The following is a 14,524-nucleotide window of genomic DNA, read 5'->3' as shown; positions in this document are numbered from 1 at the left end:
GAATCCAACTCGAAAGGCGTCATTCAATGAAAAAAGCAATGCAGCAGATTCTTTTTATCGCCCTGCTTTTTCTCGCCTGGTATATGACTACCCACAGGCCGTCAGAAGAACAGTTTTATACCTGGCTTGAAGAGGAATATCAGATCGATTGTAAAGAGAAGGTATCGTGTAAGAGAAAGGCCGATGAAAATTCGGTTTACACCTTGATTGAGACTGGCTCTACGATCAAGAGAGGATACTTACTGTTTAATACAGTAGGCAAAATTTACGAGGATCAAAACGGCGATAGATTCACCATAAAGGCAATCGGGGTTTTTGGAGATTATTTCACAATTGTTGATGATTCATCCCCGCACAGTTAAACCGATTTAACGGATATCGTTAAATCGGTTCATTTATTTCGATACCTGATTCTTTTCCTGAGGAATGAAGGATACTTTTTCTTTAGAAATTTAAGCAGCACGTAAAGCAGGATACATGAAACAAGGACTCCAGCTATAATGCCTGCTTTCAAACTGACTTCTTCCACGATCCGGCGAAAACTCTTCGGAAAATACCTGCCAATCTGGAAGTAAACAAGGGCCCACACAAAAGCAGAAGGGGCGGCAAATACGATGAATTTTATAAGCGTGATGCCTTTCGCTGTGCCCGCGATATAAGGCATCACAAGGCGGACCCCGGGGATGAAATAACTAATGGAAATAGCGAATGATCCATATCTCTCGATCCAATTCTCACCCTTTTCCATGAGGAACTGCATCTTGCCGTTTTTGAACTTCCGGATCATCAGTCTTGTACCAAAGCGGTCACCTGCAAAGTATCCGAATATCCCATAGCTCAATAATCCGCTGTACATGAATAAAAACGAGGTGTAGGGATCGAAATGTCTCCACTCTGAAAGATATCCCGCAAAGGCAGCTGCTATTTCGTTCGGTACAGGTAACCCAAGGAATACGATCCAGCTGAATAGAAACATTGCGATATAACCGTATTGGTCCACCAGCTCAAGTAAGGTTTCCATCATGCACCTCGTTTCCATCCAAGAATGTACTGCATTTTACATGTTTAAAATATGGACAATAGATGCTCCAGAGAACGATGATTCTGTGTGAATCATTCAGAAGTTTCGGGGTCTTTCAACAAATTCCTGACCTGTTCTTCAACCATACCCAAATCAATGAGCTGCTGCTGCAGCTTTGAATGATAGGCTGCACTTACATGGGGAAGGCTCCCTCTTAGAATTTCCCTCGCATAGTGTTCAGGGGGGCGTACTTCATCAAATTTCGTTTTCACGATAAATGTGAGAACATCTTGATAAACCTCTCCGCCTATCACTACATCCACGAAAGCCGCCCTGTACCAGCCGGGAGCCACTCCTTCTCTTGTAAATAGATACTCTACCGCCTCTTGTGGAATATCATAGACGACTCCCTCCATCTTTCCGCCATCTTCTATGATATCTCCGCGTCCGCCGTCATCCACTTTGAAAAGATACTTCATGGAGTAGCCATCCAGGGAGCCCGCTCCCATGCATTTTTGAAAGTGATGATCCACTTTTGCAAGCTTGAAACGGTCGTCGTCCATACAGGATCCATACGCAAAATACAATATCCTTTCTGGCTTTTCCTGAATGAATCGGTGAACCTTCCAATCCCCTGAGGAAATTTCTGTTTGAAATAGTTTTCCTTCAAGTCCGTAGTAAACAAATGCTTCCACCGGCCCGCGGTCCGTATTCACTTGCTGCAGCTGCCGGTTGTACAGGTTGTCCTCCCTGCCTTCTATATAGTCCTCGATCTCGTCGAGTTTCGCGAGGAGCTCTTCATTTATCTTATATATTTCGCCATAAACGGTCCCTTCCCCTTCTTTAAGAGCAGGGTATCCCTTACCGGTGTCATATAATTTGCCTTGGGTCCAGGCTTGTTCATATTGTAATGGTGCATCTTTTAGAAGTGAATGATTTTCCTCGTGCCTTCTTAATGTTCCGTAAACGAAAACGTTCAAGCTGTCTCTCCCCTTTATCTGTAATGAATAGATTCATTTTATCAAATTCTGTTTGATTTTTCAGTGAAATGGTTTCTGCTATAGTTCTGGCTTTGAATACGCTTTTGATTTCCGTGCAAGACTTCGCTTTCCGCGGGTAGCCCGTGAGCCTCCTCGTCTTATACACGGGGACTAACTGCAGTTTCTGGGCTTTGTGGCCCATGTCATAAGTCGAACCGGCCAGGAAGGAAAAGAGCGCCTTCTAAGCCAATTTCTCTTATGCCACACGCCTCTCTTCAAAGCCCTCCCGCTTTTCTGATAGGAGTCTTCGTCCTGCACTCCAATCAATCGCTGGAATCGGTTTTGAATTTGGATAACTACTCAAATAAATCATTTAACTATTTGTAGAGACTTCCCTTAGTACATCTTGCCCTCAAATCAATCGCTATATCAAGCTGCAAGACATAATCAGGACAAAAAAATCCAAACTAATTTGAACCCTAAGATTCAAAATTATAGTTTGGATTTTTTTCGCCTAGCATTCTATTTCCCAATGTCTTCAAGAATGCACTTTAATATTCATTTATCCCTTGGGAGTGATTGCTTGTTGGGCTTGTTCTTTGAGTTTGAATTTTTGGATCTTTCCTGATGCGGTCATCGGGTAGGAATCTGTAAATTCAATGAATCTTGGAATCTTGTGGCGTGAAATTTTTCCGCTGCAGTAATCTCTGATCTCATCGCCGGTTGCGGAATGCCCTTCTTTTAGAATGATCCAAGCCATTACTTCTTCACCGAACGTTTCATCCGGGATTCCGATTACCTGAACATCGAGTATTTTCGGATGCGAGTACAAAAACTCCTCAATTTCACGCGGGTAGATATTTTCACCGCCTCTAATGATCATATCCTTAAGTCTTCCGGTGATCCTGCAATAGCCATACTCATCCATCACGGCGAGGTCTCCGGTGTGCAGCCAATTATCATCATCGATGGCCGCTTTGGTCGCTTCTTCGTTTTTATAATAGCCTTTCATCACGTGATATCCCCTGGTACAGAGCTCCCCCTGTTTCCCTGTAGGTACTTCAAGGTCGGTTCCCGGCTCCACAATTTTCACTTCCACGTTGGGAAGGGCCCTGCCGACTGTTTCCACCTTCAATTCGAGGGGATCATGGGTGCGGGTCTGGGTGATGACAGGCGAGGATTCAGTTTGACCATAAGCGATGGTGATCTCCTCGGCACCCATTTTATTCATGACATCTTTCATTACTTCTATAGGACAGTTGCTTCCTGCCATGATCCCTGTCCTCAGACTTCCGAGGTCATATTGATCGAAATCAGGCAGGTTCAATTCCCCGATGAACATAGTGGGAACCCCATGCAATGCCGTACACTTTTCATCTTGCACGACCTGCAGTACTCCAGATGGATTAAATTCCTGCACGGGTATCATGGCAGCACCGACGGTCACACAAGCAAGCGTCCCCATCACGCAGCCGAAACAGTGAAAGAATGGGACTGGTATGCACAAGCGATCTTCATCGGTCAATCTCATACAGCCGGCTACATTATAAGCGTTATTGACAATATTCGAGTGAGTCAGCATGACCCCTTTCGGAAAACCGGTCGTGCCCGAGGTATATTGCATATTGATGACTTCCCGGGGCGACAGGCTCCCCATCCTTTTATCCAGCGACTCATCATCCACTTCACTTCCCAGTGCCATGATTTCATCCCACTTGAACGTGCCTGGGAAATTCTTATCTCCCATCACAATGACATTTTTTAATTTCGGCAGTTTTTCACTATGTAATTTGCCAGGTTCAGAGTCTTTTAGTTCAGGACAGATCTCATAAAGCATATTGATATATGAGGCTCCCCGGTATTCTTCCATCAAGATGATGGTCGTGCTGTCAGACTGCCTTAATAAGTATTCGAGTTCAGCTGTGCGGTAATTGGTATTGACGGTTACCAGCACCGCCCCCATCTTACCTGTGGAAAACTGGCTTAAAATCCATTCAGGTGTATTTGAAGCCCAAATGGCAACATGTTCACCTTTTTCGATGCCAAGCTTCATGAAGCCCCTTGCTGCCTGTCTGCATTTCTCGTTCAATTCTTTATAAGTCCATCTCAAACCCCTGTCAGCATAAACCACTGCATCTTTGTTCGGCTGTATCCGTGCTTTTTCTTCAAGCAGTTCCCCAATGGTGGTCTCCAGAATGTCCGTCAATTCAAATATCCCCCTTTGAATGGTATCGCTTACATTAAAAAATATTATATGCGTGTATATTATCACAAAAATTTAAATTTTCAAACTAATATAATCTAAAAATCGGCCAAACTATTTCTTTAGACAAATAACCAAATAAATAAACCAATTTCAACATAATCTCTTAAAATGCTACTTTTGAAGGAATTTAATAAAAACTCTTTTCAAATAGGCCGTTTCTATGTAAAATATAGAGAAAATATAGAAAATTCTATATTTTAAACATTCCTAGGAGGTTGGTCATGAAAATCTTAAGTAATGAACAGTTAGTGGCAGCTTATCGAGATGCTGAGAAGCAAGGGAATGATCAAGATTGGATTCAGTTATTAAGAAAAGAGATCCGCATTCGAGGGTTGAAGCCTTTTAGGAAATCATGACAATCGTAAACAAGATAAAATAAAAACAAAAGATTCTCACCCCCTGAGAATTGTTGGTTGACAGACTCCCTTAAGGAGTCTGTCTTTTTCATTCACTACGTGATACTCCGCTTTTTCGAATAATGCTTCTCAAGCTGCTGCATTTGGCTGTAATCGAGTATGCCCATTTTATTCAAGACATACGCATAGTATATCAGTCTCTTTGCATGCCGGTCCTTCACGGCTCCATCCCCCTTTTTTGCCTCAGGAAAAATATTTTCTTATTTCTATATTTTATGCAGAAGGTAAAAATCAGTGAGGCCTGTCAGAAAAAAAAAGAGCCGGTACACATATAGTGTACCGGCAAACACATTCATCTATATTCAATAAGGTAAAACGATTATCCTTCCAGCAGTAAATCTTCAGGATTTTCAAGAAGGTTCTTGATTGTTGCCAGGAACCCTACCGCTTCTTTCCCGTCAATGATCCGGTGATCATAGGAAAGTGCGATGTACATCATTGGGCGGTTCTCCATGTTTTCTTTGTCGATTGCTACAGGTCGGAGCTGTATTGTATGCATTCCCAGGATACCTACCTGTGGTCCGTTTAAGATTGGTGTGGATAATAATGAACCGAATACTCCCCCATTGGTGATGGTGAAGGATCCGCCTTGAAGGTCGGACAGTGCAAGCTTGTTATTTCTTGCTTTTGTCGCAAGCTCCATGATTTCGCCTTCAATTTCTGCAAAGTTCTTGCGGTCGCAATCTCTTACAACCGGCACGACAAGACCATCATCCGTTGAAACAGCTACACCTACATCATAATATTTCTTAAGGACGATTTCATCACCGTCAATTTCTGCATTGACGTAAGGATATTTTTTCAGTGCGGCTGTTACAGCTTTTGTGAAGAAACTCATGAATCCAAGACGAACATCGTGATCTTCAAAGAATTTGTCTTTTTTGCGCTTTCTCAATTCCATGACGGCAGACATGTCAATTTCATTGAAAGTGGTCAGCATTGCTGCTGTCTGTTGTACTTCTACAAGACGCTTCGCAATGGTTTGTCTTCTGCGGGACATTTTTTCACGAACGACCGGCTTTCCGTCATCTTTCTTCGCAGGAGCTTTCTTTGCTTCCTGAGCAGGCTTCGCAGGTGCGGATGCCGGCTTGTTCTCATAAGCTTCGATATCTTGCTTTCTCACTCTTCCAAGCGGGTCTGTAGGTACTTGAGAAAGGTCGATTCCTTTTTCACGAGCAAGCTTACGGGCTGCAGGAGAAGCGATCGGACGATTCTTTTTATCGTCTTTTGATGCAGGAGCTTCTTCTTTAGGAGCTTTCTCCTCAGCTTTTTCCTCAGCTTTTTCCTGCTTAGGTTCCTCTTTTTCTTTGCTGTCTGCAGGTGCCGGAGCTTCCCCGCCTGCTCCCACAATCGCGATGACCTGACCAACCTCTACAGTGTCACCTTCATCGGCTTTAAGTTCTTGAATGGTACCCGCTTCTTCAGAAATCACTTCTACATTTACTTTATCTGTCTCTAATTCTACGATGTACTCGCCTTTTTCAACATAATCGCCAGGCTGCTTCAACCATTGAGCAATCGTACCTTCTGTAATTGATTCTGCCAATTCTGGAACTTTGATTTCTGCCACTGTGATGTCCTCCTCTTTCTTATCGAGTTAACGCTTCGTTAATGATACGTGCTTGTTCTTTTTTGTGTACAGTAGGTTCCCCTTCAGAAGGACTTGAACGTCTTCTGCGTCCTACATATTGAACGTCAACGCTTTCTGCTGCCAAGTCACGCAGTCTTGGTTCAACAAATGTCCATGCTCCCATATTCTTTGGTTCTTCCTGGATCCAGACCAATTCTTTCAGGTTTGGATATCTTCCCAGGATTTCTTCCATATCATTTTTAGGGAACGGATAAATTTCTTCAAGTCTCAGTATATGGAGCCAATCCGTTTCATCCATGCCCTGCAGCTTTTCTTCAAGGTCGATTGCGATCTTACCGCTTCCGATTACAATCCGCTCTACAGCTTCACGGTTTTCTCCCAATCCTTTTTGTTCGAGTACAGAATGGAATTCTCCCTCGGCAAGCTCTTCCGCAGTTACGGATGCGAATTGATTTCGAAGCAGGCTCTTAGGCGTCATGATGACAAGAGGCCTGACTTCTTCCTTTTGAAGGATCGCTGCCTGGCGTCTCAGGACGTGGAAATACTGTCCTGAAGTCGAGCAGTTGGCGACTGTCCAGTTATACTCTCCGCCCAATTGAAGGAATCTTTCAAGACGGGCGCTTGAGTGCTCAGGACCCTGTCCTTCATATCCGTGTGGAAGGAGCATGACAAGACCTGTTTTCTGACCCCACTTGGCGCGGCCTGCTGAAATGAACTGGTCGAACATGACTTGTGCCATATTAGAGAAATCACCGAATTGAGCTTCCCAAAGAACGAGGGTCTCAGGCGCAAAAACATTATATCCGTACTCATACCCGACAACCGCTGTTTCAGTCAAAGGGCTGTTATGGACAACGAACGATGCATTGCTTTCAGCGATATGGTGCAGCGGGATGTATTCATCCCCTGATTTTTCATCATGAAGGACAAGGTGGCGCTGCGCGAATGTACCGCGCTCAGAGTCCTGGCCGGTCAATCGAATCGGGGTGCCGTCTTTAAGGATGGATGCAAATGCGAGTGTCTCTGCATGTGCCCAGTCGATTTTCCCCTTGCCTTCGAATGCCTGGCTGCGTCTTTGCAGGATCTTTCCAAGCTTCTTGAACACATTGAAACCTTCCGGCCATTGAAGCAGCTCATCATTAATATGCTTCAGCTTATCGAATTCCACGGACGTATTAAGTTCAGGCAGACCGTTTGCCACGTCTTCCGGCGGTGCCATGACGGTATCAGGATCTTCATCCTTCGCCGGGACCTTATCGTAGGCGGCTTTCAGCACTTCTTCCACTTCGGAGTCCATTCTGTCGACTTCCTCCTGAGAGATGATCCCTTCAGAAATGAGTTGTTCGGCGTACAGTTTTTTGACATTCGGATGATTCTGGATGATGGAATACATCTGAGGATTCGTCACCATCGGTTCGTCCATTTCGTTGTGACCGAATCTGCGGTAGCCGATGAGGTCGATGACGAAATCCTTGCCGAATGTTTTGCGATATTCATAGGCTAAAACGGCAGCTGCCAGACAAGCTTCGGGATAGTCTGCATTGACGTGCACAATCGGCACTTCAAAGCCCTTGGCCGTGTCAGATGCATATTTAGTGGAACGGGAATCACGGCTTTCCGTGGTGAATCCAATCATATTATTTGCGATAAGATGGATGGATCCTCCAGTATGATAGCCGCGGAGCCTGCTCATATTTAATGTCTCGGCAACCACACCCTGTCCAGGGAACGCTGCATCTCCATGAATCATGACAGCATAGGATGATTCGGGTGATTGAACCGGATATCCGTTTTCTTCACGGTTTTCCTGTGCAGCACGTGTATAACCGGCAACGATCGGGCTCACTACTTCCAAGTGGCTCGGATTATTCGCCAATGTGACACGCGCCCTCGCTGTCGGCATCGCCTGCGGGGAAATCTCCCTGTCTGCTCCCAAATGATACTTTACATCCCCTGTCCATCCGAACGTAATGCCGATGGAGCCTTCTGATGGAATCAGGTCTTTACTTGGTGCATGCTGGAATTCTGCAAAGATCATTTCGTACGGCTTTCCGATCACGTGGGCAAGGACGTTCAGCCTTCCTCGGTGTGCCATCCCGATATTCACCGTTTTTGCTCCCGATTCAACGGAATAGCGGATCATCTCATCGAGCAGCGGCACCATCGTGTCCAACCCTTCGATCGAGAAGCGCTTTTGTCCTACGAATGTGCGGTGGACATATTTTTCAAATCCATCTACTTCTGCCAGGCGTTTCAATAAGGAAACCTTCTGTTCTTTGGACAGAGGTGAAAAATAAGACCCTGACTCGATTTTTTCCCTGAGCCAGTTCTTTTCTTGCAGCTCATGAACATGCGCATATTCGAATGCCAGTTTCTTTGTATAGACTTCTCTCAAGTGATTCACTGCCTGAAGGCCGTCTTTGATGTGGGACGGTGCATCAGGGCAAAGGAAATCAACCGGGATATTCTTCAGGTCTTCCTCGGTCAAGTCGAACTCTGACAGTTCGATTCTCCTTGTATCTTTATTGCGGTCATTGAGCGGGTTGATGTCTGCAGCCAAATGACCATATGTACGGATATTATCTGCAAGCTTGACGGCTGCGACCATTTTGCTGAGCGCAGTAGGCTGTGCAGGCAGGGTGAAAGAAGTGTCTGCTTTCTGAGCACTTGCCATCACTGCAGCATCTTCAGCAGTAGGAGGCCCCCATTGTTCAAATAACTCCCTTAGTTCAGGGTCTACTTCCGATGGATCTTCAAGAAATTGTTCATAGACCTCCATCACGTAGCCCAGGTTTGGCCCGTAAAAGGAATGCCATGGCTCGCCTTGGTTTGTCGATTGCTTTTTCATTTTGAAAAACCTCCAACTATTTGCCAGTTAGTATAATTTGGATATCGTGTATCCTTCCATTTCAACTTCAAACAAAATTGTTATGCAAGAATAATATTATTTAAGCACTAAAACGCTTACAGAGATATTTTATCACTGTGCAGTAGTAAGTTAAAGTCTTTATGTCAAATTTCTTAAAATTTTGTGTTCGACTTCATCTCCTGCTCATTTACTTATATTCCCATAATGATTTGTGAAAAATTTCATATAAAAACGACTATTCTGAAATAACATTTTATTAAGCGCTTTCTTATTCACTCTATTATAAAACGTTACTCCGGTAACTTTTTTCATAAACCATCTTACTACTCTTACTAAAAAAAACCAAATACTTTTTATCAAATTCAGTCTTTTTTATTGATTGTAAAGAATTCTATAGTGCAAGGTTCAATATTCCATTCCCGCAAAACTGAATCTTAATCTTTCTTCACCTGAACTCTTCGCCCATTTCTGCATACGATATATCAACCAATACTGTTTATAATGAACTGTCTAAGTAAGACCTTGTGCGCAAAAGAAAGGTGATGCTTATGTTTCCATGGAGCCTGTTCCCGTTCAATAAAGACATGAAGGAACAAATGAATAATATGAATCCTAAAGAAATTGACTCGTATGTACAGAATATGATGAAAAATATGTTTCCCGGCGGCTGGAGCAGCATGATGAACCCAAATGAAGCTATGAAAGGCCATCAGCCTTTCATTCATCCGATGGACAACGAATCTGCACAACGTGATCAAGCAGCCCCTTCCCAGCATAATCAAATACCCGTCAATATTTTTGAAACCTTTGAAGATGTTTACATCCGGATGAAGATCCCTAATGAAGAGTGGATGAGACAGATGAAGATTTATCACACTTCCAACCAGGCAATCATTGAGAATATACCCGAGCACGGTGACCGGCAGGTACTGACACTTCCTTCACTGGTCAAGAAAAAAGGGGCGGTGGCGCAGTATAAGGATGGGGTGCTTGAATTAAAAATCCCGAGAAGCATCGATATGCAGTACACAGAAATAGACGTCTCAGAAAAATACTGAGACGTCTATTTATCTTATTTGTGCTCTGATGCCCTCTTTAATGAAACACGGATAATCGTTCCGGCTGGATCATTCCCCGCTGCTTCGATCGTGCCGCCATAGTTATAGATCAATTTGGAGGCAATCGCCAGACCCAGCCCGTAACCGCCTTTTTCCCTGCTCCTCGCTTTATCTACCCGGTAAAAGCGGTCAAACACCTTTTGCAGGTCTTCTTCCGGTATTCCGATTCCTTCATCCTTTACTTCAAGTACGAGCTGTCTGTCCTGTTCGTACATCCGAACCTCTACACGGGTTCGTGTTTCGGAATACTTCACCGCATTATCCAATAAGATGACCAGTATCTGTTCCAGATGCCTTTTTAACATAAAAGCATCTGCAGTATCCTTGAGATCATCCTCGAGTGCAAAATCATAGTCCTCGTGAAGGAATGCAAAATCACGGATGATTTTGCGTGAAACCTCTTTTATATTCACTTTGGCGTTTTCATAATCCGCCAGTTCACGGTCGGCCTTTGATAACTCAAGCAGTTCTCCGACGAGGCGTTTGACTCTGTCAAGCTCCTCAAGGGAAACCTGTAATGATTCCTCCAGGATCGAGGGGTCCTTTTTGCCCCACCTGTTCAGTAAGGCGAGATGTCCCTCCAGGACCTGGATGGGGGTCCTTAATTCATGGGAAGCATCTTCCACAAACTGCTGCTGCTGCCTGAATGACCTCTCAATTTCGATCATCATCTTATTGAAGATCTGAGAAAGCTCACTGATTTCATCATGAGCGTTCGTCGCTTCCACTCTTCTTTGAAACCCATTTCGTTCAATGGAGCGCATCGCTTCTGATAATTTATTCAGCGGCCTGATGAAATTCCGTGCCATTAAGTAGCCGAGCAGGGCACTTAATAATAATGCTGCGACGCCGGTGAAGGACATCATCCAGAAGAGATTCTTCATGATACTTTCATAACGATTCAGCGGCTGGATGATTTCTACGTATCCATTGAATTGATTTGAACGAATCGGCGAATGGCCGATAAGGATCTTTTTATCATCAGATTCGATCAACTTGACTTCTTTATCCCTGACAGGCTGAAAAGGAATATAAAAAGCAGGCTCATTTTCCCCTCTGATCTCCAGGGCCTGCTTCCCATTACGGTTCAATATCCTGATTGTTTGATCTTTTTCTGCAATTTGCTTCATGAGGTCTCTGCTGTCATAAATATCCTGCAGTGTCACATTGTCCCCACGCTGTTTGAAGAAGACAGTGATTTCATCAAGGACCCTGCTGAAGTTATTCTCCTCTTCATCAAGCATCCATTTGTTAATGGCATGATATTGAAAGAAGCTGAATAGAAAGAAAGCGAGAAATATGGCGGATCCCGATGCCAAAGCCCATTTGATCTTCAGGGAAGTCGGTTTGATCCACCTCTTTAACTTGTTCATGACCTCATCACATATCCGGTGCCGCGGACCGTCTGGATGATGCTTTCTTCTTCCGGCGAATCAAGTTTATTCCGTAAATATCTGACATAGACGTCCACGACATTGGTTTCGACTTCCGTATCGTATCCCCATACTTTATTCAACAAGACTTCCCTCGTCAGAACAATATTCTTATTTTCCAGGAAGGCAAGCAATAAATCGTATTCCCTCTTAGTCACTTCTATTTCTTTGCCTTCTTTGAATACCTGCCTTGATTCCTTATACACAGTCAGGTTGTTGTGGACATATGAGGTTACCGGCGGCTGCGGGGCATCGATCTGGGTCCTCCGGAAAACGGCGCGGAGCCTCGCGAGAAGCTCTTCGATTGCAAAAGGCTTCACGATATAATCATCTGCTCCGCTGTCGAGGCCGGACACTCTGTCCATCACGCTGTCCCTCGCTGTGATCATCAGGATCGGCGTCTCCTTGCTCTGCCGGATCCTTCGACATACCTCCAATCCATTCAGACCGGGAAGCATCAGGTCCAGCAGGATCACATCCCACTCTTCGTTCAATGCCAAGTCCAGCCCGTCCCTGCCTGTAAACGCAAGACCGATTTCATATCCTTCATATTTAAGCTCAAGTTCTATGAAACGTGATAGGTTTTTTTCATCTTCGATTAATAAGACTCTTTTCATTCACTCACCTGCTATAATCACTGATCCGTTTATTTCTTTGAAAAAAAATCATTAAATGCATGGAAAATCTCAATTCCCTGAAACGTAAACAATGTCAAAGCCGTTATGCTGAAAAACAGGATGGGTATGAAGCGTATGAACATCATCATATCATTACCTCCCTTTTTTGCTCTAAGTTCATCATGCTCTCTTAAAATTAAAATCTGATGAGAAGATGATAAAATTACTCTAAATTAGGAGGTTTACATAATAAATTTATTATCCACTTAATCTCATGATAGTAAAAAGTGATGATGAAATGAATACGATGCAACCCGTGTTTAACTGTTTTCATTAAGTGGTACATATACCCATATACTGTATTATCCTGTTAAGAAAGGAATGATGTCGGTGACTTTCTGGATTTCGTTAGTTGTATCCTTATTAATACTATTAGCCATGCTTGAGGAAATCATTTATTTTATTCTCCGTACAAAAGTCATAAACGATAATCAGCCGGCCAAAGAAGGAAAAATAAAAACCTTTTACGAAAAGGTCAAAATAAAGCTTAGTCCTTCCTAGGATCAAGCTTTTTCTTTTTACTATACATACTTATGATAAGATAATAAACAATTATATTTTCTATAAAAATCGTATAAGAAAGGATGCTTGGGATGAAGATCGATTTGAATTGTGATTTGGGTGAAAGCTATGGGGCTTATACAATCGGGCAGGATGAAGAGATGATGAAGTATGTGGACTCTGTCAATATAGCATGCGGCTTTCACGCAGGTGACCCGCTCGTGATGATGAAAACGGTGGAGCAGGCGCTCTCGCATGGCCTTAAGATCGGGGCGCACCCCGGCCTTCCGGACCTGCAGGGTTTCGGGCGCAGGAATATGACCATCACTCCTCAGGAAGCGTATTCCCTTATTTTATATCAAGTAGGCGCATTGCAGGCAATCGTAAAGGCAAAGGGCGGGACGCTTACGCATGTGAAACCCCATGGTGCTTTATATAATATGGCTGCAAGGGACGCTGAACTGTCCCGCTCCATTGCGGAGGCTGTCCGTGATATCGATGATTCCCTTGTATTATTCGGCCTCTCTGGAAGCGAACTGACGAAAGCTGGGAATAAGGCGGGGCTTACGGTCGCACATGAAGTATTCGCGGACCGCACCTATCAGTCAGACGGCACACTCACCCCGAGGTCGCTTCCTAATTCCGTCCTTCATGACGCAGATAAGGTGGAAGAACAAGTGATGAGGATGGTCGAAAGACAGGAAGTAGTCACGGCAGGCGGTGAAGTCATTTCAATAGAGGCAGATACAATCTGCCTTCACGGGGATAACAGAGAAGGCGTCAGCCTGGCCAGAAGACTAAAGGAAAAATTGAGCTGAATGCTCAAGGAAGGAGATTGACAAATGAAAATAATGGAACTGGAAACCAGAAAGCGGGATGAAATGATAGAAGTGACTGACCGTGTTCAGGAGTTTGTGAATAAATCCGGTATAATAAACGGAGCAGTCATCATCCAATCCCTTCATACGACTGCGGGCATCACGGTAAACGAGAATGCCGACCCCGATGTAAAGACTGATTTTATGAGGCGCCTGGATGAGGTTTATCCCTGGAATCATACAAAGGACCTTCATGGTGAAGGCAATACGGCAGCGCATTTGAAAACGAGCACGACAGGTCATTCACAGACAGTCCTTATTAAAGATGGCAGGTTATTGCTGGGAACATGGCAAGGGATTTATTTCTGTGAATTTGACGGCCCCCGGCATCGGAAAATGGCCGTTCAAATTTTGGGATCCTGACTACTAATTAAAGACCCCGGTAAGAAATATCGGGTTCGGATTTCGAATACACTAATTGAATTAACACACCAAATCAGCAGTCCTATTCACAACTGAATAAGACTGCTTCTTTTTGTTGAAATAAATGGGGGAACAAAAATAAACGGTAAATCGGTCCTCAATTTCGAATCTTTTCAACATAGGGTCCTAAATTTTTGTCAGTAGAAATTCGGATGCTAATTGTTATACCAATTAGTGTGCTGCAAATGAATATTAATTGGCAGGTGGCGGGTGTTGTTTTTTTGAGAGGCGGATGAAGCAGACATTTTTTCATCCTTTATTGTAAATAACATCTGATTGTTTAAATAAGGGGAAATTTTTCCGTTGTCCTGCAGAATCGTACTAGGTTCGGGGGATATAAGAGTAGTTTTT

General features: G+C 43.9%; 13 protein-coding genes. 5 read left to right on the top strand and 8 right to left on the bottom strand.

Annotation, left to right across the window (positions count from 1 at the left end; translation table 11 throughout):
- The first annotated feature begins 26 nt into the window (after positions 1-26).
- On the top strand, positions 27-362 hold the full coding sequence (locus BHE18_RS12110; RefSeq protein WP_141771864.1) for a hypothetical protein: 336 nt from the start codon (positions 27-29) through the stop codon (positions 360-362).
- Positions 363-391: 29 nt separating this feature from the next.
- On the opposite strand, the gene BHE18_RS12105 is transcribed toward BHE18_RS12110, so the two are convergent.
- The 3 genes from BHE18_RS12105 to BHE18_RS12095 form a co-directional block, all read right to left on the bottom strand.
- Positions 392-1,024 carry a DedA family protein gene (locus BHE18_RS12105; RefSeq protein WP_071618808.1) on the bottom strand — a complete coding sequence of 211 codons (633 nt, stop codon included), beginning with the start codon at positions 1,022-1,024 and terminating at the stop codon, positions 392-394.
- An 89-nt stretch (positions 1,025-1,113) separates the two neighbouring features.
- Entirely contained in the window at positions 1,114-2,001 is an 888-nt protein-coding gene (locus BHE18_RS12100) for a gamma-glutamylcyclotransferase (protein WP_071618807.1), read from the bottom strand.
- Between the two features lie 562 nt (positions 2,002-2,563).
- Entirely contained in the window at positions 2,564-4,198 is a 1,635-nt protein-coding gene (locus tag BHE18_RS12095; protein WP_071618893.1) for an AMP-binding protein, read from the bottom strand.
- A gap of 290 nt (positions 4,199-4,488) precedes the next feature.
- Between BHE18_RS12095 and sda the strand changes: the two genes are divergently transcribed.
- On the top strand, positions 4,489-4,623 hold the full coding sequence (sda, locus tag BHE18_RS12090; RefSeq protein ID WP_071618806.1) for a sporulation histidine kinase inhibitor Sda: 135 nt from the start codon (positions 4,489-4,491) through the stop codon (positions 4,621-4,623).
- Positions 4,624-4,718: 95 nt separating this feature from the next.
- Here sda and BHE18_RS23775 read toward each other — a convergent pair whose 3' ends face one another.
- The 3 genes from BHE18_RS23775 to BHE18_RS12080 form a co-directional block, all read right to left on the bottom strand.
- Positions 4,719-4,844, bottom strand: coding sequence for a hypothetical protein (locus BHE18_RS23775; RefSeq protein WP_268876315.1), 126 nt, complete (start codon positions 4,842-4,844; stop codon positions 4,719-4,721).
- Between the two features lie 158 nt (positions 4,845-5,002).
- Positions 5,003-6,253 (bottom strand): 2-oxoglutarate dehydrogenase complex dihydrolipoyllysine-residue succinyltransferase, encoded by a 1,251-nt coding sequence (gene odhB, locus BHE18_RS12085; protein ID WP_071618805.1) that lies wholly within the window; start codon positions 6,251-6,253, stop codon positions 5,003-5,005.
- Positions 6,254-6,272: 19 nt separating this feature from the next.
- The gene (locus BHE18_RS12080; RefSeq protein WP_071618804.1) at positions 6,273-9,122 is read right to left on the bottom strand and encodes a 2-oxoglutarate dehydrogenase E1 component; all 2,850 of its coding nucleotides are present in this window, start codon (positions 9,120-9,122) and stop codon (positions 6,273-6,275) included.
- 569 nt (positions 9,123-9,691) lie between these two features.
- Here BHE18_RS12080 and BHE18_RS12075 point away from each other — a divergent pair.
- The gene (locus BHE18_RS12075) at positions 9,692-10,201 is read left to right on the top strand and encodes a spore coat protein (RefSeq protein WP_071618803.1); all 510 of its coding nucleotides are present in this window, start codon (positions 9,692-9,694) and stop codon (positions 10,199-10,201) included.
- A gap of 14 nt (positions 10,202-10,215) precedes the next feature.
- Here BHE18_RS12075 and BHE18_RS12070 read toward each other — a convergent pair whose 3' ends face one another.
- Positions 10,216-11,634, bottom strand: coding sequence for a HAMP domain-containing sensor histidine kinase (locus BHE18_RS12070; protein ID WP_071618802.1), 1,419 nt, complete (start codon positions 11,632-11,634; stop codon positions 10,216-10,218).
- Positions 11,631-12,311 (bottom strand): response regulator transcription factor, encoded by a 681-nt coding sequence (locus BHE18_RS12065; RefSeq protein WP_071618801.1) that lies wholly within the window; start codon positions 12,309-12,311, stop codon positions 11,631-11,633. The genes BHE18_RS12070 and BHE18_RS12065 overlap by 4 nt, the downstream gene beginning before the upstream one ends.
- Positions 12,312-12,964: 653 nt before the next feature.
- Between BHE18_RS12065 and BHE18_RS12060 the strand changes: the two genes are divergently transcribed.
- A complete protein-coding gene (locus BHE18_RS12060; protein ID WP_071618800.1) occupies positions 12,965-13,690 on the top strand; it encodes a LamB/YcsF family protein in 726 nt (241 codons plus the stop codon).
- Positions 13,691-13,714: 24 nt separating this feature from the next.
- Complete coding sequence (locus BHE18_RS12055; protein WP_071618799.1) at positions 13,715-14,113, top strand: secondary thiamine-phosphate synthase enzyme YjbQ; 399 nt, start codon at positions 13,715-13,717, stop codon at positions 14,111-14,113.
- Positions 14,114-14,524 lie beyond the last annotated feature (411 nt).

The sequence above is a fragment of the Rossellomorea aquimaris genome, from assembly GCF_001877785.1.
In the GTDB taxonomy this organism is placed as follows: domain Bacteria; phylum Bacillota; class Bacilli; order Bacillales; family Bacillaceae_B; genus Rossellomorea; species Rossellomorea aquimaris_A.
This window is presented reverse-complemented; position numbering and strand designations above follow the sequence as displayed.

What these genes read in the sequence shown, in the direction of transcription:
- sda (WP_071618806.1), top strand. Translation starts at nt 4,489, where the DNA reads ATGAAAATCTTAAGTAATGAACAGTTAGTGGCAGCTTATCGAGATGCT.
- BHE18_RS12110 (WP_141771864.1), top strand. Translation starts at nt 27, where the DNA reads ATGAAAAAAGCAATGCAGCAGATTCTTTTTATCGCCCTGCTTTTTCTC.
- BHE18_RS12065 (WP_071618801.1), bottom strand. Translation starts at nt 12,311, where the DNA reads ATGAAAAGAGTCTTATTAATCGAAGATGAAAAAAACCTATCACGTTTC.
- BHE18_RS12105 (WP_071618808.1), bottom strand. Translation starts at nt 1,024, where the DNA reads ATGATGGAAACCTTACTTGAGCTGGTGGACCAATACGGTTATATCGCA.
- BHE18_RS12070 (WP_071618802.1), bottom strand. Translation starts at nt 11,634, where the DNA reads ATGAACAAGTTAAAGAGGTGGATCAAACCGACTTCCCTGAAGATCAAA.
- BHE18_RS12055 (WP_071618799.1), top strand. Translation starts at nt 13,715, where the DNA reads ATGAAAATAATGGAACTGGAAACCAGAAAGCGGGATGAAATGATAGAA.
- BHE18_RS12075 (WP_071618803.1), top strand. Translation starts at nt 9,692, where the DNA reads ATGTTTCCATGGAGCCTGTTCCCGTTCAATAAAGACATGAAGGAACAA.
- BHE18_RS12080 (WP_071618804.1), bottom strand. Translation starts at nt 9,122, where the DNA reads ATGAAAAAGCAATCGACAAACCAAGGCGAGCCATGGCATTCCTTTTAC.
- BHE18_RS12060 (WP_071618800.1), top strand. Translation starts at nt 12,965, where the DNA reads ATGAAGATCGATTTGAATTGTGATTTGGGTGAAAGCTATGGGGCTTAT.